This is a genomic window from Streptomyces sp. CA-146814, assembly GCF_050942385.1.
Taxonomy (GTDB): Bacteria; Actinomycetota; Actinomycetes; order Streptomycetales; family Streptomycetaceae; genus Streptomyces.
Map to the genome: position 1 here is coordinate 73,143 of NZ_CP192070.1, position 20,603 is coordinate 93,745.

The 20,603-nt window shown below is 69.6% G+C and carries 24 protein-coding genes; 9 read left to right on the plus strand and 15 right to left on the minus strand.

Features of this window, described 5'->3' with window-relative positions:
- Positions 1–80 precede the first annotated feature (80 nt).
- From ACQP09_RS34245 to ACQP09_RS34255, 3 genes are all read left to right on the plus strand, one after another.
- Positions 81–782: a hypothetical protein gene (locus ACQP09_RS34245; RefSeq protein WP_433406968.1), complete on the plus strand. Its 702-nt coding sequence runs from the start codon at positions 81–83 to the stop codon at positions 780–782.
- 161 nt (positions 783–943) lie between these two features.
- On the plus strand, positions 944–1,729 hold the full coding sequence (locus ACQP09_RS34250; RefSeq protein WP_433406970.1) for a ParA family protein: 786 nt from the start codon (positions 944–946) through the stop codon (positions 1,727–1,729).
- A complete protein-coding gene (locus ACQP09_RS34255) occupies positions 1,729–2,619 on the plus strand; it encodes a hypothetical protein (RefSeq protein WP_433406972.1) in 891 nt (296 codons plus the stop codon). The genes ACQP09_RS34250 and ACQP09_RS34255 overlap by 1 nt, the downstream gene beginning before the upstream one ends.
- A gap of 59 nt (positions 2,620–2,678) precedes the next feature.
- Here ACQP09_RS34255 and ACQP09_RS34260 read toward each other — a convergent pair whose 3' ends face one another.
- The 15 genes from ACQP09_RS34260 to ACQP09_RS34330 form a co-directional block, all read right to left on the minus strand.
- Positions 2,679–2,936: a hypothetical protein gene (locus ACQP09_RS34260; protein WP_433406974.1), complete on the minus strand. Its 258-nt coding sequence runs from the start codon at positions 2,934–2,936 to the stop codon at positions 2,679–2,681.
- Between the two features lie 3 nt (positions 2,937–2,939).
- Positions 2,940–3,248, minus strand: a complete 309-nt coding sequence (locus ACQP09_RS34265) for a hypothetical protein (protein ID WP_433406976.1) — start codon at positions 3,246–3,248, stop codon at positions 2,940–2,942.
- 26 nt (positions 3,249–3,274) lie between these two features.
- Positions 3,275–3,739, minus strand: coding sequence for a Pycsar system effector family protein (locus tag ACQP09_RS34270; RefSeq protein WP_433406978.1), 465 nt, complete (start codon positions 3,737–3,739; stop codon positions 3,275–3,277).
- 131 nt (positions 3,740–3,870) lie between these two features.
- Positions 3,871–4,212: a hypothetical protein gene (locus ACQP09_RS34275; RefSeq protein ID WP_433406980.1), complete on the minus strand. Its 342-nt coding sequence runs from the start codon at positions 4,210–4,212 to the stop codon at positions 3,871–3,873.
- 12 nt (positions 4,213–4,224) lie between these two features.
- The gene (locus ACQP09_RS34280) at positions 4,225–4,746 is read right to left on the minus strand and encodes a hypothetical protein (RefSeq protein ID WP_433406982.1); all 522 of its coding nucleotides are present in this window, start codon (positions 4,744–4,746) and stop codon (positions 4,225–4,227) included.
- 81 nt (positions 4,747–4,827) lie between these two features.
- Positions 4,828–6,210, minus strand: coding sequence for a DNA/RNA helicase domain-containing protein (locus ACQP09_RS34285; RefSeq protein WP_433406983.1), 1,383 nt, complete (start codon positions 6,208–6,210; stop codon positions 4,828–4,830).
- Positions 6,210–7,037: a hypothetical protein gene (locus ACQP09_RS34290; RefSeq protein ID WP_433406984.1), complete on the minus strand. Its 828-nt coding sequence runs from the start codon at positions 7,035–7,037 to the stop codon at positions 6,210–6,212. The genes ACQP09_RS34285 and ACQP09_RS34290 overlap by 1 nt, the downstream gene beginning before the upstream one ends.
- A gap of 71 nt (positions 7,038–7,108) precedes the next feature.
- Positions 7,109–7,513: a hypothetical protein gene (locus ACQP09_RS34295; RefSeq protein WP_433406986.1), complete on the minus strand. Its 405-nt coding sequence runs from the start codon at positions 7,511–7,513 to the stop codon at positions 7,109–7,111.
- Between the two features lie 11 nt (positions 7,514–7,524).
- Positions 7,525–9,780, minus strand: a complete 2,256-nt coding sequence (locus ACQP09_RS34300) for a hypothetical protein (protein WP_433406987.1) — start codon at positions 9,778–9,780, stop codon at positions 7,525–7,527.
- Between the two features lie 391 nt (positions 9,781–10,171).
- Complete coding sequence (locus ACQP09_RS34305; RefSeq protein ID WP_433406989.1) at positions 10,172–10,393, minus strand: hypothetical protein; 222 nt, start codon at positions 10,391–10,393, stop codon at positions 10,172–10,174.
- A complete protein-coding gene (locus tag ACQP09_RS34310; protein ID WP_433406990.1) occupies positions 10,393–10,836 on the minus strand; it encodes a hypothetical protein in 444 nt (147 codons plus the stop codon). Before ACQP09_RS34310 ends, ACQP09_RS34305 begins: the two co-directional genes overlap by 1 nt.
- A 61-nt stretch (positions 10,837–10,897) precedes the next feature.
- Positions 10,898–12,676: a hypothetical protein gene (locus ACQP09_RS34315; protein ID WP_433406991.1), complete on the minus strand. Its 1,779-nt coding sequence runs from the start codon at positions 12,674–12,676 to the stop codon at positions 10,898–10,900.
- Between the two features lie 62 nt (positions 12,677–12,738).
- Positions 12,739–13,056, minus strand: a complete 318-nt coding sequence (locus ACQP09_RS34320; protein ID WP_433406993.1) for a hypothetical protein — start codon at positions 13,054–13,056, stop codon at positions 12,739–12,741.
- On the minus strand, positions 13,032–13,166 hold the full coding sequence (locus tag ACQP09_RS34325; RefSeq protein ID WP_433406994.1) for a hypothetical protein: 135 nt from the start codon (positions 13,164–13,166) through the stop codon (positions 13,032–13,034). The genes ACQP09_RS34320 and ACQP09_RS34325 overlap by 25 nt, the downstream gene beginning before the upstream one ends.
- A 106-nt stretch (positions 13,167–13,272) precedes the next feature.
- Positions 13,273–13,659: a hypothetical protein gene (locus tag ACQP09_RS34330; RefSeq protein WP_433406995.1), complete on the minus strand. Its 387-nt coding sequence runs from the start codon at positions 13,657–13,659 to the stop codon at positions 13,273–13,275.
- Positions 13,660–14,159: 500 nt separating this feature from the next.
- On the opposite strand from ACQP09_RS34330, the gene ACQP09_RS34335 reads away from it, so the two are divergent.
- From ACQP09_RS34335 to ACQP09_RS34360, 6 genes are all read left to right on the plus strand, one after another.
- Positions 14,160–14,975 carry a GntR family transcriptional regulator gene (locus ACQP09_RS34335; RefSeq protein ID WP_433406997.1) on the plus strand — a complete coding sequence of 272 codons (816 nt, stop codon included), beginning with the start codon at positions 14,160–14,162 and terminating at the stop codon, positions 14,973–14,975.
- Between the two features lie 735 nt (positions 14,976–15,710).
- Positions 15,711–17,015: a hypothetical protein gene (locus ACQP09_RS34340; RefSeq protein WP_433406998.1), complete on the plus strand. Its 1,305-nt coding sequence runs from the start codon at positions 15,711–15,713 to the stop codon at positions 17,013–17,015.
- Positions 17,016–17,102: 87 nt separating this feature from the next.
- Entirely contained in the window at positions 17,103–18,500 is a 1,398-nt protein-coding gene (locus ACQP09_RS34345) for a replicative DNA helicase (RefSeq protein WP_433406999.1), read from the plus strand.
- Between the two features lie 22 nt (positions 18,501–18,522).
- Positions 18,523–18,999, plus strand: a complete 477-nt coding sequence (locus tag ACQP09_RS34350) for a hypothetical protein (protein ID WP_433407000.1) — start codon at positions 18,523–18,525, stop codon at positions 18,997–18,999.
- Complete coding sequence (locus ACQP09_RS34355; protein ID WP_433407001.1) at positions 18,996–19,286, plus strand: hypothetical protein; 291 nt, start codon at positions 18,996–18,998, stop codon at positions 19,284–19,286. Before ACQP09_RS34350 ends, ACQP09_RS34355 begins: the two co-directional genes overlap by 4 nt.
- Before the next feature lie 736 nt (positions 19,287–20,022).
- Positions 20,023–20,514 (plus strand): hypothetical protein, encoded by a 492-nt coding sequence (locus tag ACQP09_RS34360; RefSeq protein WP_433407003.1) that lies wholly within the window; start codon positions 20,023–20,025, stop codon positions 20,512–20,514.
- Positions 20,515–20,603 lie beyond the last annotated feature (89 nt).

The following is a 20,603-nucleotide window of genomic DNA, read 5'->3' on the forward strand; positions in this document are numbered from 1 at the left end:
GCCGCACCATCAACCGCCCTACAGCGCTTGCGACACGGCCGGAACAGTACGCCCCCCAATTATCTGGCTACATTTCCTTCATGGCGAGCATGGCGAAGGTGAAGTTCCACGTTGCCCTGACTGAGGCAGCACACAAGGGGGTGCTCAAGCACGCGAAGGATGAGCGGGACCGCGAGGAGGCCTGGATCCGCGAGCGCCGGCACGAGCTACTCGCACCCGGCCTGTCCCGACGCGAAGCCGCGGCCGTCCGCCGCAGCATCCGGGCCGAGGTCTCCAGGAAGCGCCGCAGCGGCGAATTCGGCGGCAACCGGGACGAGATCATCGCCCGCGCCGTACGCGAGGAACTGATCGCCCGAGGCCTTGACCACAAGTGGCCCAAGCCACCAGAGGGCGAAGTCGACGCCCCGGGCCGCCGGTGGGGCACCCCTCCGAGCCAGCCGATGGGCGCGGGCGGCTACACCGAACGCCTTTCGATCAACCTGCCGTACACCCTCGGCGAGACCGTACGCCGCGCCGCGTACTGGACCAGCAAAGACGCCGTCGAGGCACTCCAGGAATGGGCTGATCGCTGGGGCAACGACCCCGAGACGGCCCTACGCGAGGCCGAGCGCAACGGCGTGCCCCCCGAACTCGCCCTCACGTCCGCCGCCGGACGGCCTTCCGCGCCCCAGTCCGCACTGAAGATCCGGGAGGAGCTCCGCGCTAAGGTCCTCACGACCGGCGACCTCCTCCGCGCGGCAATCGATCGAGCGGTAAGCATCGGCCAGCAGGAAATCCCCTGAGCGTTCCAATTGGAACGACTTTGTTCGACCCGGAATCGAACAAACAGCAAGGTGCATCCGGGCGACGCTTACCCCCGGACGACCGATGCTCGGCGAACGGTCCCGGCTCTGGCAGTATGACCGCGTCCGAGTACCCACCAGGGGAAGCCCACGGAGGTCCAATGCCCCCCGTTCAAAGTCCCGAGACAGAACACCCCGAGACGGAACACCGCGCCAAGGTCATCACCTTCTTCCAGCAGAAGGGCGGCGCAGGAAAGTCGACAGACGCCGTCAACGTCGCCGCCGTGCTCGGCGAGAACAACCCCTCTGCCGACCCCGATGACCCCGACTGCCCATGCCCGGTCGTCGCTGCTGGCATCGACCTCCAAGGCTCACTGGAGAAGTGGGCCCGAAAGGTCCCGGCAAAGCGACTGCCATTTGACTACGTCGTCACCCGCGGCAGGCTGGGGGAGATCCCTGACCTGGTCAGAGACCCTTCAGTGCGCCGGATCGTGGTCGACACCCCTGGCTTCGCAGACATTGACCCGGAGGCAGACCTTGACGCCATCGACCCTCTGGGCAAGGGTCCGGCAGCTGAGGCCATGCGCGAGATCCTTGACCTCACGGACCTTGCCCTCGTGCCCATCGTCCCGGTCGAGACGCTGACCCACGACCCCGCCGAGTACACCGTCGAGCGCCTCCTTCGCCCTCGCGGCATCAAGTTCCGCATGGTGATCAACAACTGGGACTCCGGCACGGATCGCACGAAAGCCGATCTCAAGGACATGCAGGAGTGGTGCAACAAGCGCGGCTACCCGTACATGCCACAGGCCGTACGCCGGTACAAGCTGCACGCGAAGGCTCCGGAGCAAGGCCTGACGGTTATCCAGTACCCCGAGAGCGGTACAGCCCTCCGCGCGCGGGAGGACTTCTACAAGCTGGCCCTGGCCGTGGAAGGACTGATCTGATGGGACGCCAGCGCGGCGGATCGGCCACCGAACGCTTCGAGTTCAGGAGCGCCATCGACATGGCGCGGGCCCTGCCAAACCTCTTCCGCCCCATCTCGGGGCAGCCCACGACTCTCACCTCAGATGAACGGCAGTCGCTCGCCCAGTGCGAGGCAGCCGTCGACACTCTGAAGTGGTCATTCTGGCTGGCCGGGAAGGCGTTGCAGATCATCCGAGACAGCCGGCTGTACCGGACGGAGCACACCAGCTTCGAGGACTACTGCTGGACCCGCTGGGGGATGAAGGCCAACTACGCAGGGAAGCTGATCCGCACGTGGCGGCTCGCGGAAGCCCTGTTCGATTTGGCGTCGAACGATTCCGTTCCAATTGGAACCCCTCGCCTGACCTTGGAGCAAGCCAAGAAGGCGAACCAGGCCCAGGTCTGGGAGCTGGTCTCCGTTCGTGAGGCGTGGGATGTGGAGCACGCAGTCTTCGTGTACGCGACGGTGGCAGCCTCCGACGTTGCCGTCACCGCCGAGGTCCTTCGGGGAGCGGTTGACGTCCTCCCGGAGACCGAAGAGTTCGACAATGAGGCCGCCAGAACGGCCATCCAGTCCTTCCTGGACAACTGGAGCGACGAGAAGGGCGAGGAAGAGGTCGATGTCGCCGCCCGAGCAGAGAAGGCGGTCTCCTTCCCCTGGGTGCGACGCCTGGCCCGGAGAGACAGGAAGGCCGCTGAGCGTTATCTCGATGCGCTCGAAGCGGAGATCCTGAAATGCCGAGAGCAGCTCAACGAGCGCGCAAAGACCAAGCGGGGATCAGGGAAGGCCCCCGAATCGCGCCAGCAGCCCACTGAAGAGGCTTCAGAGTCCCCGGAGGGCACCGAGAGCACCGAACCCGCGGCGGCATAGACCGCCTGAACGCAAAAGAAGCGGGCCCCGTCCGAGAGGACGGGGCCCGCTTCGTGTTGTCAGCTCAGGTAGTTGGCGCAGGCTCTGGTGAAGAGGTCGGTGAAAGGGTCGTCGCCGGGATCCTGGAGCAGTTCCCACCAGGCGAGCGCGACCAGGCCGGCGAATTCCTCCGCGCGACCGTCGCCTTCGATCAGGATCTGTGCGGCACCCGTGGCGCAGCGAGGGCCTGCGGCGGTCAGCCATTCGGGCAGGCCGCCGCAGGGGAAGCAAACTTGCAGGGCGGCGTACAGGGCGGCAGGAACGGCCCGACCAGCCACGCGTCAGGTCACCCGAGGGTGTCGGAGGCGCGCGGTGGGCTGGACGAGGCCACGCAGGAGAGGGTTACGCCGGAGCAGGGAGCGCCACCGAGGCGGGTGGACGTGGTACCAGGCGCTGCGGAACGCGTCTCCCTCGGCGGCAAAACGCTGACCGATCCCGCATTCGCAGGCCCACCCGTACGGGAGCGGGTCAGCGTCGTCTCGGGTGGCGAGGGCGAGGACCTTGGCGTCGTCGTGACTTCCCCAGAAGGCGCCTACCACCCAGAGCCCGGCCCGACGGGCGGCATCAACAGGGTTCAGCTCGGTTTCCATGCTGTTCTCCTTGGTCGAGGAATCGGTCAGTGAGCGAGGGCCAGAAGAAGTGCGGCTCCGAGGGCGAGGAGTGATGCGCCGGTGATGATCCCGGCGAGCCGCAGGCCCTTGTACTTCCGGCGGGCGATCTGGGAGAGGTGGATGATGTGGCGGACGCGGTCGCCAGGGTGCTGGAGGTCCTTGAGCAGGTCCTCGGGCGTGCAGAGCGACCAGTAGAGGAAGCTGCCGCGGGCGGCGCCGCCCAGTCGGGGGTGAACCACGATGAGGACAACGAGCATCGCGGCGATCAGGCCGACGGCGCCGGCGCCGACGAGGGTGGCGACCGGGGGCGGTAAGTCCTTCCCGGGCACCACGGCGATGAGCGCGGCGAGCGGGAGGGAGAAGCTCGTGAGCAGGACACCACTTTTGGCGTCGGTCCTGCTGATCTCGGCGAGAACAGTGTCGTTGGCCGCGTCCAGGCGGGCGTCGAGATTGCCGTCAGGCGGGGTCATGGAGTCCCTCTCATAGCGGTTGAGCCGGATGGGGAAGTGCAGGAGCGGCCGCGCCTCCGGTCGGAGGTTCGGCCGCTCCCGTGCCGGTGGTCAGCCGACGCTGTTCATGACCGGAGCCGGTTGGCCGGTCGCTATGCCGCAGCGTCGGCGCCGACGTCGAACAGGCCGATCTGCATCTCGGCGAGTTCCTGCGAGCGCCGCTCGTCGGCGCGTACCTGCTCGGCGGCAAGCGCGGCCCGCCAGCACGACCAGCACCAGGGCCGAAGCTCCTCCAGCGGCGCGGCGGCGTTCTGCACATCGGTGGCGTGAGGGTTCTGCGGGGCCGCCATCAGAGGCTTGTTCTTGCCGCTGCTCGCGGCGTTGCACTGCTCGCCTTCGCCCGTGTGCACCTTGCCGCAGGCGCCGCGGCAGGCGCAGTGCTCACCGTGGGTTTCGAGGACGGAGGCCAGGACGTTGTCGCGTCGCTGCTTCATAGTCGTTTCCCCTTAGCCGTCGAACCGGTTGGTGGTGTGCGCGATGACACCGCGGGTGTGCGTGTTGATCTCGGTGTTGTCCTGGACGACCGTGCTGCCCTCGTAGTGGTGGTGGATCACGGGCGGGGCGGCCTGCGCGACGTCCTTGGCCCGCCGGACCAGGCGGCAGAGAGCGAGGACGACGACCGTGGGGGCGCCGAGGACGACGCCGCAGACGACCGGGTCGGCGTACTGGGACAGGTACATCAGCAGTCCGGCGGACACGCTGACCATGGACACCGCTCCCCCGCCGGCGAGCATGAGAACGCTGGCGTCGGTGGCGCCCTGGCTCATCGGCGTCCGGCCGGGCTGCGCCTGGGGCGGGGTGGTCCCGACGGTAGGCCCGGTGGGGGCGGGAATGGGGTCCTTGTAGAAGCTGGCGACGGGGACGGGGGAGCTGGTTCGGCTGTAGCCCTCGGCGATGAGGCGGGCGGCTTCGGCCGCTGCCTCGGCTTCACTGAGCACGCGCCCGGCGGGGCGTTCGGGGTGGTTCACTGGGGTCTCCTTCGTCGTGGCAGTCTGCGGGGAAGGGGCCGGGGCCCGGAGGCGGAATCTCCAGGGCCCCGGTGTTATGTGTCAGTCCGCGAGGTCGGGGACGATGAGGCCGGTCCCGTCGGGGCGCGCGAGTTTGCCCTTGTTCCGCAGGGTGCTGATGTTGGTGCGGACGGATCCTCGGGGGACGCGGCGGCCGCCGTCGACTTCGAGCGCGGCCATGAGGTCGACCTCGGCCAGGCCGTCCGCCGGCAGGATGGCGAGGATGCGCTCAGCGGTCGACATCCGGGAGGCGTCAGGCGCCGGGGCGGGCACCGCCGACGAAGCGCCCTCCTGATCACCCTCATCGGCTGCCTCCTGCTCTTCCGCGCTCACGTACTCCTCCAGGTCGATCGCCTGGCCCGGAGGGGCGTGGTCGCCGTACAGGGCGAGGATCAGCGGGTCGAATCCCGGCGTCGGAGCGACGCTCCCGACCATGAAGGTGCGACCCATGCTCGTGGGGCGGATCCCGGTGAGGTGGTAGAGCATGCCCTGGCTGTTCACGTCGTCCTCGTTGTCGGCCCGCTCCTCGTTGAAGCGGCGGATCCGGCGGACCTGGCCGACAACCTTGGGGATCGGCTGGAGCGACTCGCCCCGGGGGAGGAGACCATCGCTGACGAGCTGCTGCATCATCGCGCTGGACCAGCGCAGGAGGATGACCTCGCCCTCCTTGAGCATCCCCCGCAGTGTGTCCGAGCCCCCGAGTTCGTCCAGATGCCCGGCCTGCGCGGCGATGATGATGCCGACCCCGACGGACCGCCCCGTACGCCCGAGTTCCTTGATCAGGCGGGCTGCCTCGTCCCGGAAGGGGGCGCCCTTCTCCAACAGCCTGTTGGCCTCGTCCACGATTCCGTACATCAACGGGTCCGGGGAGTTGATGACGAAGCCGGAGCGGCCCATCTCCGCGTACGCGGCCATGCGGCGCTCGGCCTCGGCGACCAGGCCGCGCAGCATGAGGATCGCCTCGTACTGCGTGGTGACCCGAGTGGCGACCTGTCCGGCGGCCTCGGGCACCGACTGACCGTGCTTCAGGTCGGCGAGGTGGACTACGATCCCGGATTTTTTGCAGGCGATCAGGATCGCCTGGACCAACCTGCTCTTACCGGCCCCGGTGGTGCCGAACACCGCGCCGCGCTGGGCGTTGCCCGTCTTCGGGTCGAACAGGCGGAAGCGGAGCGGCGAGCCGTCGAAGTACGTGCCGAGCTGGATACGACCCCGGGCGTCCATCACCAGGTCGTCCGCCGTCATGTCGCGGACGCCCATGAGGGGGTTGGAGGGGTAGATGCGGACGATGGCCTGGCGGCCGACACCCTGCTCGAAGATGACCCGGGAGCGGTCTTCGACCTTGAGCAGGTCGCACAGCGCGTCGTGGTTGTAGCGCGTCACCCCGCCCGGCGGGGTCTTCAGTAGGTATTCGCGGATGTTCATCAGGTCAGTTCCTTCGGCATTTCGTAGGTGGTGGCCTCGATCAGCTCGACGCCGGGCATCGCGGTGGCGGCGATCTCCGCCCACACGGCCTCGTCGCTGTCGACCGGACCCGCGTCGGCTTCGGCGACGGGGCGCTGTCCGAGAACCAGGAGACGGACTCCGGCTCCGCGGCCGGGCACCGGGCCGACGTCGATCTGCTCCTCGGGGAGGTCCAGTGCGGCGGACAGGCCGGGCTTGGAGATGTCGGGTACGGGCTGGCCGCGCTTCTGGGTGCCGATGATGAGTGCGACGCACTGGTTACTCACCTGCTGGTGGTCGAGGAGGACGGTGCCGGGAGCGAGGCCGCCTTCGACGGCGAACGTCTGACCCCACCACCGAGCGGCCTCACTGGCGTAGGTGGGTGTCACCGGCACGACAGCGGCCGTCTCGGCGGCCTTTGCCGCTTCGGCCAGCTCTTGGGCCAAGGCCTCGTCGGTGAGCTCGCGGGCCGTCAGGCCCGGGCGCAGCATCCAGGTGGCTCCGGTCCACAGTGCGACGACGGCCGCCTGGACGAGGACGGACACCGGCCCGTCAGGGGCCAGGCGCTCCCCGATGAGGATCGCCGCGCAGCCCGTGTGGGGGGCCGCGTAGAGGGAGATGGCCGTCCACCGCACCGATTCGGGGGCGCGGATGACCTTGAGGTTGGAGGCGAGGCCGACGCCGGCGGCGACGGCGGCGGCGGCGACTCCGGGGAGGGTGAAGATGTCGTTGCCCAGTCCCCCGGCCAGGACGAGGGCACCGGTGACGGTGGCGGTCCGGCCGACCGCTCCGCGTACGCGAGCGAGCATGAGTGATACCTCCGATAAACGGGCGGGGCGGCCGGGCCAGTGGGCTCCGGCCGCCCCGCAGGGGGAAGGGGTTATCGGTTGCTGTAGTAGGTGCGGTCGGTGTCCTTGCCCGCCATCAGTTCGGCCACGGGCCCGTAGTCGGCTTCGTGGCCTTCCTTGGCCGATTTGAAGTCCGTGGCCATTTCCTCGGCTTCGTTGGCGAGCGATTCCGCGTCCGCGAGAACGCCTCGCATTACTGCGGCCGCGTCACGGTGGGCGTTTACCACGTCGCCCTCCACCCACAGGGTGGATGCGGTATCGGCGAGCGTGTCGACCGACCGGGCGCAGTCCTCGACGTAGTTGTACGCGCCGCGTACCGCCTCGCTCAGCGCGAACATCGCGATCGACGCCATTCCCAATTTGGCGGTGGCGACGGTGTACGTGATGCCGTCGGAGACCAGCTCCACGACCTTCGACCCGACTCGGGCGAGATCCATTCCCATGGCAACTACTCCTTGTGGTACGAGGCGTCGGCGGGTGCGGTGTGGCCCATGTCGCGGACCGTGTCAGCGGCGGGCTTGTCGACCTGGGCGGCGAGCTGTCCGGCGTGGGCGATGGCCTCGGCCGCCCGGGGCAAGCCCCCGGCGACGGCCTCGGCCTTGGACGCGACGACCCCGGCCCGCTCGATCAGCCGGGTGCACCAGCCAACAACAACGCCGGGCACGGACCTGGCGATCAGCTCGGCGCGCATCTCCTCGATCGCCCCGGCCAAGCGGTCGCACCGGTCGGCGACGAGCCGGGCGTGCTCGGCGCCCGCCATGATCTCCTCGGCCTGGTCCGCGTCCGCCTCAATGACGTCGTAGACGGTGAGGTCGGCGTCGCCGAACTGGGTGTCCCGTACGGGGATACCGGGCGATCCCATGGGGGGTGCCCCTTTCCGTGGTCCTGGCACCCCGCCGGTCGGCGCGGGCGGTGCAGCGGCTCCTCCTGATCCCGCCGGGAACTCGCACTTCCCGGTCAGGGCCTTCGGCTTCGGCCGGGCGGTCGGCTTCGGCTCCTGGTCCAGCCGGGTCAGCGTCACGGAGTACGTGGCGCTCATCCCGGGCGGCGGCCGCAGCCACGCCCCATTGCCCTGCGGTGTCTGCGGGGGCGGCGGCTGCTGGCTGCGGTTACTGCGCGAGCGCGATCCCGGCCGCGTCCCTGCGGAGCCGGGCGGGGCCTGGGCGCTCTTGCTCCTGCGCCCGAACCGCGGGGGCTTCGGGACCTTGGGCGGCTTCGTCGGCCGGGGCGGGACCGTGGGCCCGGACGCTGTCGGCCCCGGCGGGGGAGCCGTGGGACGCGGCGGCACCGTCGGCTTCGGCGGAACGGTCGGCTTCGGCGGCGGGGTCGACGCTGCGGGCGGCGGCGACGGCTTCGGCGGCTTCTTCAGGTTCGCCTTCGGCGGCGTCGGCGGTGTGGCCGGCGGCGCGGACGGAGACTTCGGAGCCTTGGTGAGGCTCACCTTCGGCGGTGGGGTCGGAGGCTTCGGGGCCTTCGTCAGGCTCACCTTCGGCCCGGCAGGGGCGGCGGTCGGGGCGGCCGCCTTCTTCTTCGCCCGGGTGAGTACGGGCGATGCCGGGCTGTTGCGCCGCTTCTCCAGCCGCTGCCCGGCCTTCTCCATCACGACCTGGCCCAGCGTCGTACGCGCGGCGGCCGCGTCCTTCTTCCGCTGCCTGGCCTCGGCCCTGGCCTTGGTCTTGGCCTTCTTCTCCTTGGCCTTGACCCGGGCCGCCTTGTCCTCGACCTTGGCCGCCGCCTTGAGTCGGCGGTCACGGATCTTGTCCTTCACCGCCTGCTCGCCGTCCAGGCTGCGCCCCTGACGCTCCCGGGCGGCATCCCGGTCCTTGGCCCGGTGCTCCAGGCGGGCCTGCTGCCGGTCGGCCTTGCGCTGGTTGCTCGCGCCCTGCCGGGTGGCGGCCCGCTCCTGGCGTCCACGGGCCCGCTCCATCGCCGGGCTGGAGGCGTTGGAGCTGGGTGACTTCGTCCCGCCGGGGCCCTTGATGCCCTTGCCGGAACCGTCCTTCCCCTTGCCCTTGCTGCCCCCGGTGGACCCGTTCGTCGAGCCGGACTTCCCGACTCCGGGCTTTCCGGTGCCGGACGGGCCGCTCTTGCCCGAGCTGCCCTTCCCTCCGGCCCCGGACGTGCCCCCGGCGCCCTTCGGGCCGGTGCCCTTCGACGGTTTGCTGCCCGGCCCCGGCTTCCCGGCACCGGTCGATCCGCTCCCGGCGGGCGATTTGCCTCCGCTCCCGGACGCCCCGCCCTTGCCCGAGCCGGGCTTGCCGTGACCGGTAGACCCGAGCCCCGAGCTGGGCTTCGTACTTCGGCCGCCACCACCGGCCCGGCCGCCGGAGGATCCACCACCGCCACCCTTGGACCCGCCTCCCTTCGAGCCGGAGCCGGAGCCCGTGTCGGTGAGGGACTTGAGGCGGCCCTTGGCGCGGGCCTTCTCGGCGTCGCCGCCGATCTGCGCCAGGGCGGCCTCATGCTCCGCTCGCGCCTTGACCTTCTCCGCCTTCGCCTTCGCGACCGCCTGCCGTACAGGGGCCGCGTCCGCGAACGCCTGGCGACGGTCTGCGAGCCAGCCGGTCATGCCGCGCAGCGCGGCGACCGCCGTGCCGATCGCGAGGACCATCGCCCCCCGGCCCGAACCGCCACCCGGTGCGATCCCGCCGGACTGGAACGCGGTCGGCACGTTCGGCGCGGTGCCGCCAGGGGCCGACGGCACGGGGACCGGCGGAACCGCCGGCGCGGGCAGCGTCAGCGCCGGGTGAGACGGAACCGCCCCCGTGGGGGCGGGTGCGGGAGCCGCACCAGAAGCCGCGGGGGCGGGCGGGGCCGTCGGCGGCGGTGGTCCCGGAGCCGGAGGCGGGGGAGGAGGAGGAGGAGGGGGCGGCGCCACGGTCCCGGAGGGACGCAGCGGGATCACCTGACCTCCGCCACCACCACCGTTGTTGGTGCTGTTGCTCATGAAATTCTCCTGGAAGAGGGTTGACAGACGGTGACCGCCTCGCATACGCGCGCGCGTGTCCGCGCGCCCGTGTGCCCGCGCCTCCGCATTACGCGAGGGCGAGGCGGTCACCGCCTGGATTGACCGGTGGATTGATGGACCCGGGTGGTCACTGTTCGTAGCGGGAGACCCAGGTCGACATGGTCCGCGCGAGGTCGTTCCACACGTCCTCGTCGCCGTTCGTCTCCCGCGTCGCGGCGATGGCGCGGGCCCGTTCCATCCACGACTCGGCCAGGCCGCGCGGACCGCGTGCGGCCCGCTCGGCCTGGCGCTGCTCGAAGTGCGCCCGCTGGTTGATGGTCCGCCGCTCGGACTTGGTCTGAGCTGCCATCAGGCGCCGCGCTTCAGAGCGTCGAAGACGTCCCCGTACTGCTGCTTCTTCTCCGGGCCCGTGTCGGCGGGGCCCGACTCGATCGCCTCGGGCTGCTGCCCGGCCCTGGCCAGCGCCTTCCGCTGGCGCTTCTCCTCGCGCTTGACCGGCAGCTCCTCGTACGACCTCTCGAAACGGGCGTTGAAGCTGATCAGGTCGCTGATCACCTGCTCGATGTCGTCGGCCGCCTTGAACAGCGGCTTCCCGACGCGCCAGGCGCGCAGCCTGGCCTGACCGGGGAGATCGCCCTCGATGGCGCCCATCTCCTTGAGCAGCGCGTCCATCTCGCGGGCCACGCGGCGCAGGTCGTCGGCGAGCGGTAGAAGCTGTGCCCGGCGCTGCTCCAGGTGGATCGCCCGGGTCGCGGGCGACAGGAGGTGAGCGGGGGTCCATTTGTCGCTCATGAGCATCCTTTCAAGGGGGGGGAGAAAAGCGGGGCCTGCCCGCATCTACCGCCGTACCGCATCAGCGGACGGCGCGGATCTGGTTACGGACCCACTCGGGATCCAGGCCGCCGAACTCGGCAGCGAGAGCGGTAGGCGAGGGGGTCTCGCCCGCCGCGATCAACTCGGTAACGCGGGCCCGTACGCGGGTGCGCTGCTCGGCACTCGGGGCACCGGGCTTGCCCGCTTTACCGGTCCGCCTACCGCTACGGGCGTCGCCCGACTTACCCGTACCGGTAGAACCGGCGTTACCGGTACCGGTAGAGGTGGGGTTACCGCTACCGCCACCGGTACCGGTAGAGCGCGGCCTACCGGTACCGGTAGGACCGGGGTTACCGCTACCGGTGTCGGTGGCGGTAGGGCGCGGCTTACCGGTACCGGTGGAGGTCGGGCTACCGCCGCCGTCACCACCGGCGGTAGCGGACGAGGGCTCCTCCTCGTGGTCGTCCTCCAGCAGGCGGTGAACCCGCCAGACGATGGCGACCACCACGAGGACGGCGACGATGATCAGGTACACGCTCGGGTGCTTCTCTCCGTCGGTCCCCACCGTCACGCCGGTGCCCGTCATGTCGGCCACGTGGTACGTGATGTTGGTGGCGGCCATCAGGCCGAGCGCATAGGGCACGTCCCGCTTCATGCGGAAGGCGGTGACGGCGTAGACGTCGAGGCCGAGCGGGAGCGCCCACCCCGCGTCTCCTATCGGGGTCTCGCCCAGCCCGACCATCCGGGCGAACGCCCACTCGCCGGAGGCCGTCAGGACGATCACGGCCGCGAGTGCGATCCAGACGCTCCCCTGCTTGACGATCTCCGCCCAGTTCTGTTTGCGCTTGAGGCTCGCCGCGTGCTTCTCGGCGGTACGCCGAGCCGCTTGAGCGGCGGCCAGTTCCCGGTTCGCTTCCGCGAGCCGTGCGTCGGCCTCCTTCCGGATTCCGCCGGCGGCGACCCGGGCCTCCCTCTCGGCCTGCTTGCGCAGTTCCTCGAACTCGGCCGCGAGTCGCTCCCGCTGCGCCTTCCGCGCCAGCTCGTGCTGTTCGCCGAGCTTGTGGAACTCGGCTTCGATCTCCGCGCGGGCTGTGTCGACTTCCGCGCGACGGGCCGCCAGTTCGGCGTCGATCGCCGCGCGGCGCTCGGTCAGTTCCTCGTCCAGGTCGAGCTGGGCCGACCGGCGGGTCAGTTCCAGCTCGGAGTCGAGGGCAGAGCGGGCCGTTTTGATCTGCACCGCCTGGTCCTGGGCGTCACCGACGATGCGTGCGGCGTCGTCTAGGGCCTTGCGGTAGGCGGCCTCCGCCGAGGTTCGACGCAGGTCCACCAGGGCGTGCGCCCTCTCCTCGGCCTCGGCGAGCACTTCGCTCACCTGTTTCTCGGCGTCGGCGAGGAGGCTCTTGGCCTGCTCCGCCGCGTCCGCCATGACCTCTTCGGTCTGCCGGTCCGCGTCGTTGCGGGCCTGATCGAGGAGTTTCTGCGCATCGTCCCGAGCGCGGCCGCGGACCGTGTCCGCGTTGCCCTCGGCTCTGCGCAGCCGCTCCCCGGCTTCGTCTGCGGCTTCCGCCAGGACGCGCCTGGCGTCGGCGGCCGCCACACGGCGGATCTTCTGGGCTGTGTCCTCGGCGGCCTGGATCAGCGCCGCCGCTTGTTGAGCCCCGTCCCACCGGGCGCCGTCGATCACGTCGGCTGTACGGTCTCGGAGATCAGCGGCCAAGGTCGCGGCCTCTGCTCCAGGGTCGGGCTTCGGCGTCGCGGGCGCCGCCTTGACCGGGCGACGGGGCGGCGCCTTCTTGCGGGTGGCTGTACGAGCCGCCACACCGACCTCCTTTCATGCGGGTGGCCGCCCGAATTCGGGCGGCCACCAGGGTGTGCGGTCCGTCAGCCCCGTACGAGGCGAGCGGCCTTCTGGCCAACACAGTTGGCGACGTTCGCGACCAGGTCGAAGACCCGGCCGATGCGCTCGATCAGCTCGACGTCACCGGCCCGCTCGCACGCGGACTCGATGGCCGAGCACCGGTCGTCCAGCCGGTCGATGACCGCCTCGATCCGACCGGACCCCTGGTTCCGGGCCACCCACAGCAGCTCGTTGAGGAAGTAGACCGGCATCGCTGCCCCGGTCCACAGCAGCAGCGTCATCCGCAGTCGGAGCCGGGCCACCGGCCCGGGGGTGTTCACGACGACGAGCAGGTCCAGCACGTGCTCGAAGTCGTCGCGGACCAGCCCTCCATCGGCCCGTGCTGCTCGCGGAAAAGCTGGAGGGCCTTCTTAGGCTTGCGGAGACCGAGGGAGTTGGTGAACGTCGTCATCGTCGCCCCTTGAGGTTGGTCACGGTCTGGCCGTGCTTCTGCAAGTCGCCCTGCGCCTTGCGTCGGGCTTCCTCCGCCTTACGGACCGCCTCGTCCGTCTCGGCGCTCACAGCAGGTTGGAGGGGTCGGCGAGGGCCGTGCCGGTCAGCACGGCCAGCTCCTGGGCGGTCACCCACTCCTGCGGGATGAGCACCCGCAGCGTGACCGTGCCCTGGCACATCGAGCCGGTGACGACGAGCTTGCCGTCGGGCAGCTGGCCCGGGCGGGCGTCGTCGATCTCCTCCAGCAGCGCCGGCAGGACCTGGGCCGCATTCGCGGCGACCCGGATCGTGGCGACGATGCGCGAGGGCGCCACCTCGAAGGCGACGCTCACGCCGAGGCGGGCCAGGTTCTGGACCGACTCGAAGAGGGGGAAGACCTCGTTGACAGCTTCCTGAACGTCCTCGGCGATCCCGGTGGACGACAGGGGGATGTCGGCAGGCATGATGGTCATGCGGATCATTTCCTTTGCTGGTGGATCCGTGGACCCCCGGCACATATGGCGTCTCTAGCGCCGTGTCGGGGGTCGCGCCGTACGGGGGACGGCGCGGTAGGCGAGCGGGGACTCGAACCCCTGACTCCGGAGAGCCCGAACCAGTCGGGCGCGCCCCTCATGACCTCGGCCTTGGAAACTCCGCCGGACCACCCCTTCGTGGAGTAGGTCCGGCGGAATTCGGCCCAATTACTCATCTTTGGCACGCTGTTGAGTTCTCAAGGAACGAACGGCCAGCCAGCCGAGCCCTGAAAAGGCCCTGTTCCCGACACCGTCGCGAGCTGCGCTAAAACCTAGGTTTTTGCTTGCTCGGGGAAGATGACACCACAACCGACGGGAGCGTGTCAATAACCCTAGGTTTTTTTAGGCTCGGGCTGGACAGCGGAGCGCAATGCGCGCTAAAACCTAGGTCTGAACTAGTGTGGTGGTGACGCCCCGTAACCAAGGAGAGATGCGTTCCGATGACAGAGTCCAGCTCCATCAAGTGGCGCCAGCTCGCAAATGAGCTGCGCGTCAAAATTCAGGACGGGACTTACCCGCCTGGATCTACATTGCCGCAGCTCAAGGCGTATTCCCGCGAGCTGGGGATACACCACGAGACCGTGCGTGCCGCGTACAAGGAGTTGGAGCGGGAAGGCCTGGTTCGGACGATCCAACGCAAGGGGTCCGTCGTCCTGGAGCCCCCCGTCCGCCGCCGGATCACACGCGGCGTGACCGTCACCCGCGACCCCGCTCGGGGTTATGTGTTCCCGGCCGCCTCCCGGCCAGATGAACCTTGGCAGGTGCATGGTCAGCCGTTTCGCAAGGTGGTTCCAGCGCCCGCCGAGGTGAGCGACCAGTTCGAGGTAGACCCCGGCTCAGAGGTTCTGCGCCGTCGGCGCGTCACCAGCCCCGCCGGCGAGCCTCCGTTCCAGCTCGTAGACACGTGGCTGAGCCCCGAGGCGGTGCAGTCCGCACCCAGGATCGCCGAAGCGTCCCCGGGGCCGGGGGGGTACTTGGACCGGCTAGAAGAGGCTGGCCACGGACCCATCGAGTGGGAGGAGACCTCCCGCATCCGGATGCCCGACCGCGAGGAGGCGAAGCTCCTGGAGATCGCGACGTCCATCCCGGTATTGGAGACCACGATCGTCGGCACATCGGCCCTCACTGACAAGCCGGTCGAGGTCACGATCCGCGTGATCCCTGGCGACCGGGTCGAGCTTGCGGGAAAACTCCTGCGGGGTGATTCGGCTCAGTGGCCGGTTGACCCCGTAGAGCCGCCCGAGGCCGCGGCCTAGGCTGCCTGACCGACGGGTCACGCCGTGCACGGCGTGACGCGACACTCCGCGCGCAAGGGGGCGTCGCCACGACACACCGGCTAACGCCCCCTTCGGTGCCATCGCCGAGCGAGAGGGGGCATGATGGCAGCGCATCCGAGTAACCGCGTACACGCGGTGAAGCCCACGGAATCGAGGCTCCAAGACATGACGCGTACCGCAGTCGTACCCGCCTTCCCGCAACGGGTAGTGACGGCGCGTCCGCTGCCGCCCCGCTCCAGCGCCTTGAAAACGCGTTCACTGGAGACCGGAGGGCGAGGCAAGATCGTTGGATGCCACGTACACATTCGCCGCTGCGTCGCCGGTCGCTCCGCAGACGCGGCCGCCCGCACCTGCGGACCTGCGCCATGAAACGCAGATGGCCGCCCTGCCTGCCAGCAGAGCGGCCATCTAGATCGACTCCCAGCCTCCACAGCTTGAGTCGTAGGTCGGCGATGACGCCGGGGCCTGAGCCCTGCCAGGGGCCCGAGGTCACCACACCCAGGATATGACGAGTAATGGCGTGCACGCAGCAGCGTGCCCCAGGTCACCGTCTCTTTTCCGTCACTTGCCGGTCTGCGACTCCCCAAACCACTCGTAGGGGAGATTCCGCACCATGTTCCACACCCACCCGACGACACAGAGCGTCGCAGTACCGATTCACTCGGTCGCGCTCGCTGCCGTCTCCACCCCACAGGCCACCACGGTGGCGTTCCGGTGAGGCGCCCGAAGAAGGCACTGGCGGCCGCCGCAGCGCCGGACACCGACGACATGTTCGAGTTCTCCGGCACGATCACGGACTACTGGTCGTATACGCAGGTCCGTGACTACCTGATGTTGATGCCGGGGATGACGCATGTTGCGTACCGGCTCTACAGCCTGCTGCGGTCGATGATCGCCGAGGCGTCCCGCAGGCGGGACGACGAGTCGTGGAACGGCGGCATGCGGCGCATGACGATCGACCAGCTCTGCTGGCTGATGCCCGGCCCGAAGGACAAGCCCACAAGCGTCTCGACCATGTACGAGGTCCTGGGGGTGCTGGAGGCGCTCAACCTCGTCGTCCCGAAGGACACGCGGGAGCTGGAGGGCATCAGCCAGCTCAAGGGCAAGCAGCGGGCCGCGAAGGGCATCTCGCGGGGCTTCATCGTGAACGACCTGCCGCCCGATGCCGTCCACACCGGGTGGCGCAACGCGTGGGACAAGCTCGACGCGTACACGCCGGACTGGCGGGAGAACCCGCCGGCGCCGCCCACCCACCTCACCGAGGCCGAGACCCTGCCGAACGGCCAGACCCTGGCCACGGTCCGGCTGGTCGACGCCAGCGGCAAGCCGTTCCAGAAAACTGGAACGCCGCAGGTCAAGGCCGACGATGCCCCTTCATTCCAGAATTCTGGAACGCCAGCCCAGAATTCTGGAACGCCAGACCAGATTTCTGGAACGGATCTGCCTCTGACCAGCGAAAACGATCACCCTCTAAGAAGCTCTCTCAAAGAAGCTTCTTCCTCTCCTGTCCCGGGTGCCCCATCGGTACCCGCCGTACCGGCCGAGCCGGTGACGGGAGGAGAGGAGAAGTCGGCTTCGCCGGAAAACGACACCGCCCCTGCGGCTGGTGCTCAGGGGCCCGCCACCCACGACGACGTGCGGGTGGCGGAGGCCTGGATCACTGCTCGCCAGAAGCACGGTCATGAGGTTCCGGCGCGCGCCAGGCAGGCGATGGTCCGGGAGGCCTCACGGCTGCTGACCGAGGGGGTGGACGTGGACCATCTGGCCGCCGCCGCTGCTGACATGGGCAGTCGTGAGACCTGGTTCAACCTGGAGCGCCACCTGGAGCGCTTCGTCCTGCCGAAGTCCTCCGTGCCCGGCCAGCGTCCGGCACTGCCGGACTGGTGCGGGAAGTGCAACGACGGCATCGAGCCCGTACAGCCCGGTCACCGGCTCCGTGAGACGGATGACGGTCGGCTGGTCCGGTGCGAGTGCCACCCGAGCCACCCCAGCAACGCCAAGTCGCCGGTGCTGGCCTAAGACCCCCCGCAGCACGACGGCGGCAGGGGAGCCCCTGGTAAGGCCCCTGCCGCCGACCGAATCACCCAGTTCAGAAGGGATTCACCCATGAGCGTACCGACACAGCACGACGGGATCGAGAACGGCGCCGGATCGCTGTTCGACCAGGAGCCCTCCGAGGCCGTGGCCTTCGAGCGAGTTCCTCCGCAGGACTTCAACGCGGAGCAGTGCGGGCTCGGCGGCATGATCATGTCAAAGGACGCGATCGGCGAGGTCAGCGAGACGGGAATCACCGCGTCCGCGTACTATCGGCCGGCGCACGGCGTGATCCACGAAGCGATCATGGACATGTACGGGAAGGGCGAGCCGGTCGACCCGGTGACGCTCGGCCACTACCTGCTGAAGTCTGGTGATCTGGAGCGGATCGGCGGAGCCGCGTACCTGCACACGCTGGTGCAGACGGTTCCTACGGCGGCGAACGCCGTGTACTACGCCGAGATCGTGGTCGAGCGTGCGAAGCTGCGGCGCCTGGTTGAGGCGGGCACCCGCATCGTGCAGCTCGGGTACGCGGCCGAGGGCGAGGTCAGCGACATCGTCAACGCCGCCCAGGCGGAGATCCAGTCGGCGACCGAACTCTCGACCGGGGCCGGGCTGGAGCGGGTCGAGTTCGTCCGCACCATGCTGGAGGACTACCTCGTCAGCATGGACGAGCCGCCGCCGGTCCGCCTGCCCCTGCCGTACCGCGACCTGGCGGACAAGCTCCCCCTGGAGCCCGGCGACCTGGTGGTGGTCGCGGCACGTCCCGCCATCGGCAAGTCGGTCGTTCTGCTCGACATCGCCCGCCACGTGGCGATCAAGCACGGCATGGCGGTGCTGGTGGCGTCGATGGAGATGAGCCGCCCGCAGTTGATGGAGCGGATCATCGCGGCAGAGGCCGGGGTGCCGCTGAACCGGGTCAAGAACCGCACGTACGAGAACGGCGACCGCGAGAGGATTCACAAGGCCGCACTGAGCATCGGTGAGGCGCCGCTCGTCGTGGACGACGGCCCGGCCACCACGATCGTCCGCCTCCGGTCCCGGCTGCGCTGGCTCCAGGGTCAGGGCAAGCTGCCGAAGGTGCTCTGCCTGGACTATCTCCAGATTGCGAAGGGCTCCGGCAAGAGCGGACAGAACCGTACCGGGGAGGTGGACGAGATCAGCCGAGGCCTCAAGGAACTGGCCGGCGAGTTCGAACTCATCATCATCGCCGCGGCCCAGCTGAACCGCGAGGTCGAGAAGCGCGAGGACAAGAAGCCGATGATGTCCGACCTGCGCGAGTCCGGCTCCATCGAGGCCGACGCCAACGCGGTGATCCTGCTGCACCGGCCCGACGCGTACGAGAAGGAGCACGAGCGGTCGGGCGAGATGGACTTGATCATCGGCAAGAACCGGCAGGGAGAAACGGGCACGGTCACCGTCGCCTTCCAGGGGCACTACGCCCGCGCACGCGACATGGCAACGCTCTGACCTGCGAAAAGAGGAATCCGACATGATCGCCACCGACGTACGAAACAGGTTCGTCACCGAGCCTCAAGCCCACCATATCGCCGATCGCTGGAACCGTGTCTACCCCGCAATGCGGACGATCCTGGACACCGTCATTAAGGCCCAGCGAGCCGCCGAGCTGCCGACGGTCGACATTGCCCGGCTGGAACGGGTCCGCCGCGAAATGGGTCAGCAGGACCGGGGCAACTTCAAGCTCTGCACCCATGATTCAGGTGCGTTCAGCATCTCCGACGCGTTCAGTCAGGTGCGCGAGGTCGTGAACGTGACGCCGATCGGCCACGCGGACGCGGGCGCGATCCTCCGGCTGGCCGGCGCGCTGGCCGACCTGGTTGCCAGCGCGGGGCTCGCGCGGCTGTCCGAGCGGGAGGCTGAGCGGGCCGGGACGCTTCCGGTACAGCTGGTCGACGGCGGCCGCCGCGAGCAGGCAGACTTGGCGCAGACCGAGAGGGGCACGCGATGACCGCACAGCCGATCCGCCCGCACGAGCCGGAGCGGGTGCCGCGCAACGGCGAGGGCATCGCGTCCGCGCTGGACGGGCCGCGACGCATGGAGTTCTACCGCGAGCTCCTGGGCGCCGCGCCGGAGGAGGCCGAAGGCGTCCTGAAGCGCTGGTGGGGCGAGGCGATGCTCGACAGCGATCCCGACGGCGACCTGCTCGTTGTGGCCGCGATTGACGGCACGCTGCCGATCACCTCGGTGGCCGACGCCGTCCGACGCCGCCGAGAAGTGGGCCTGCCCGTCGAGTGAGCCGTACGACGAGGAGCCGCACATCGTCCTCACCCGCGTTCAACTTTTCTGACCGACCAGCGTGACCAGGGGCCCGGCGAGACATCCCTCTCGCCGGGCCCTTCGACATTCACGGCAGCGACGCCGGCGCGGGGCGGTGCTCGAGGAACGGCGCTCCTCTCCGTTCCGCACCGTGCCTCGTGCACCAGGCCGCCGCCCGACTACCGGTCGCCTCACCTCTTAAGAGGTGAACACGTGGCGGGGGTGACCGTGCGGGTGCGGGTACAGGCACGCGGGGGCTCCGCCCCCACACCCCCGACCCTCCACAGAGGGGTGGGGGCGCCGTTTTGAGCTGCGGCTGCGTGGGTGGTGGGGGAGTGGGCGGGGTCGGGGGGTTCCCTCCGCGTCCGGGCCCCCGGAGGGGACCACAGCCCGCGCCGGGCCGCAAGGCCGAGCCGCTCCGCGGCTGAGACCGGCCTTGCCCCCCGACACGGCCCGCGGTCGGCTGCGCCTGCCCAGCCGCGGAGGGAACCCCCCGACCGGCCCGTCGTACGGCGAGCCGCCGAGAGGGGCCGGGGTCGTCGGTCGGGCACCCGAAAGTCTTCAAAAAAGGCCTCTGACCTGCGCTTTTGTGGTGCGTCGGAGTTGACCCAGACCCTAAAAATTGAGAGTATTAGTTACGTCGAAAGGGGGCGGGAATCCCCTCCCGGCACCGGCCCCCGGGCCACACCGAAAACCTCAACTCGAAGGAGCAGTAATGGACTTCATCGCAGCGGTCTGGAGCGACCTGACTACGCCGGACCGCGCCGACCGCGCACGCAAGGCGTGGGAGCTGTACGACGCCGCGAGCGGCGACGGCGAGGAGAGCCGGATCGAGGACCTGATCACCGACCTGCTCCACCTCGCGGACACCGACGAGCACCCCGGCGGTGCGGAGGGTGTCGCGGCCCGCGCCTCGCGCAACTACGAGGGCGAACTCGCCACCTGGCCGACCGTGGCGCGCGAGGCCACCGCCGAGCCCACCGGCCGCTTCCTCGCGCAGGCGCGGCAGGTGGGCGGCCAGTGGTTCACCGTCGCCGCCGACGACGACCAGCGCAGCGCGGCGGTCGACCTCTGGAGGGGGATGCAGCTCGCCGGGTTCCGCTTCTCGGAGCTGGCCGCGCACACCGAGGACCTGATGAAGGGCTACGTCCTCACCTCGGACGGCTGCGAGTTCCGCGTGATCGAGCGCGGCAGCGACGAGGGCTGACTCGAAGTCTCCCGGCGGGCGGGCGGGGCGGGAATCCCGTCCGCCCGCCGGGGCCCCACACCGAAAACCTCAACGAAAGGCCCAATGGC

Excerpts from the sequence above, each read along its gene's own strand:
- ACQP09_RS34295 (WP_433406986.1), bottom strand. The coding sequence starts at position 7,513 with ATGGATCTCGCCCGAGTCGGGTCGAAGGTCGTGGAGCTGGTCTCCGAC.
- ACQP09_RS34275 (WP_433406980.1), bottom strand. The coding sequence starts at position 4,212 with ATGAAGCAGCGACGCGACAACGTCCTGGCCTCCGTCCTCGAAACCCAC.
- ACQP09_RS34355 (WP_433407001.1), top strand. The coding sequence starts at position 18,996 with ATGACCGCACAGCCGATCCGCCCGCACGAGCCGGAGCGGGTGCCGCGC.
- ACQP09_RS34310 (WP_433406990.1), bottom strand. The coding sequence starts at position 10,836 with ATGAGCGACAAATGGACCCCCGCTCACCTCCTGTCGCCCGCGACCCGG.
- ACQP09_RS34335 (WP_433406997.1), top strand. The coding sequence starts at position 14,160 with ATGACAGAGTCCAGCTCCATCAAGTGGCGCCAGCTCGCAAATGAGCTG.
- ACQP09_RS34245 (WP_433406968.1), top strand. The coding sequence starts at position 81 with ATGGCGAGCATGGCGAAGGTGAAGTTCCACGTTGCCCTGACTGAGGCA.
- ACQP09_RS34270 (WP_433406978.1), bottom strand. The coding sequence starts at position 3,739 with ATGACCCCGCCTGACGGCAATCTCGACGCCCGCCTGGACGCGGCCAAC.
- ACQP09_RS34360 (WP_433407003.1), top strand. The coding sequence starts at position 20,023 with ATGGACTTCATCGCAGCGGTCTGGAGCGACCTGACTACGCCGGACCGC.
- ACQP09_RS34305 (WP_433406989.1), bottom strand. The coding sequence starts at position 10,393 with ATGGCAGCTCAGACCAAGTCCGAGCGGCGGACCATCAACCAGCGGGCG.
- ACQP09_RS34290 (WP_433406984.1), bottom strand. The coding sequence starts at position 7,037 with ATGCTCGCTCGCGTACGCGGAGCGGTCGGCCGGACCGCCACCGTCACC.
- ACQP09_RS34330 (WP_433406995.1), bottom strand. The coding sequence starts at position 13,659 with ATGACCATCATGCCTGCCGACATCCCCCTGTCGTCCACCGGGATCGCC.
- ACQP09_RS34325 (WP_433406994.1), bottom strand. The coding sequence starts at position 13,166 with ATGACGACGTTCACCAACTCCCTCGGTCTCCGCAAGCCTAAGAAGGCC.
- ACQP09_RS34345 (WP_433406999.1), top strand. The coding sequence starts at position 17,103 with ATGAGCGTACCGACACAGCACGACGGGATCGAGAACGGCGCCGGATCG.
- ACQP09_RS34285 (WP_433406983.1), bottom strand. The coding sequence starts at position 6,210 with ATGAACATCCGCGAATACCTACTGAAGACCCCGCCGGGCGGGGTGACG.
- ACQP09_RS34350 (WP_433407000.1), top strand. The coding sequence starts at position 18,523 with ATGATCGCCACCGACGTACGAAACAGGTTCGTCACCGAGCCTCAAGCC.
- ACQP09_RS34255 (WP_433406972.1), top strand. The coding sequence starts at position 1,729 with ATGGGACGCCAGCGCGGCGGATCGGCCACCGAACGCTTCGAGTTCAGG.
- ACQP09_RS34265 (WP_433406976.1), bottom strand. The coding sequence starts at position 3,248 with ATGGAAACCGAGCTGAACCCTGTTGATGCCGCCCGTCGGGCCGGGCTC.
- ACQP09_RS34250 (WP_433406970.1), top strand. The coding sequence starts at position 944 with ATGCCCCCCGTTCAAAGTCCCGAGACAGAACACCCCGAGACGGAACAC.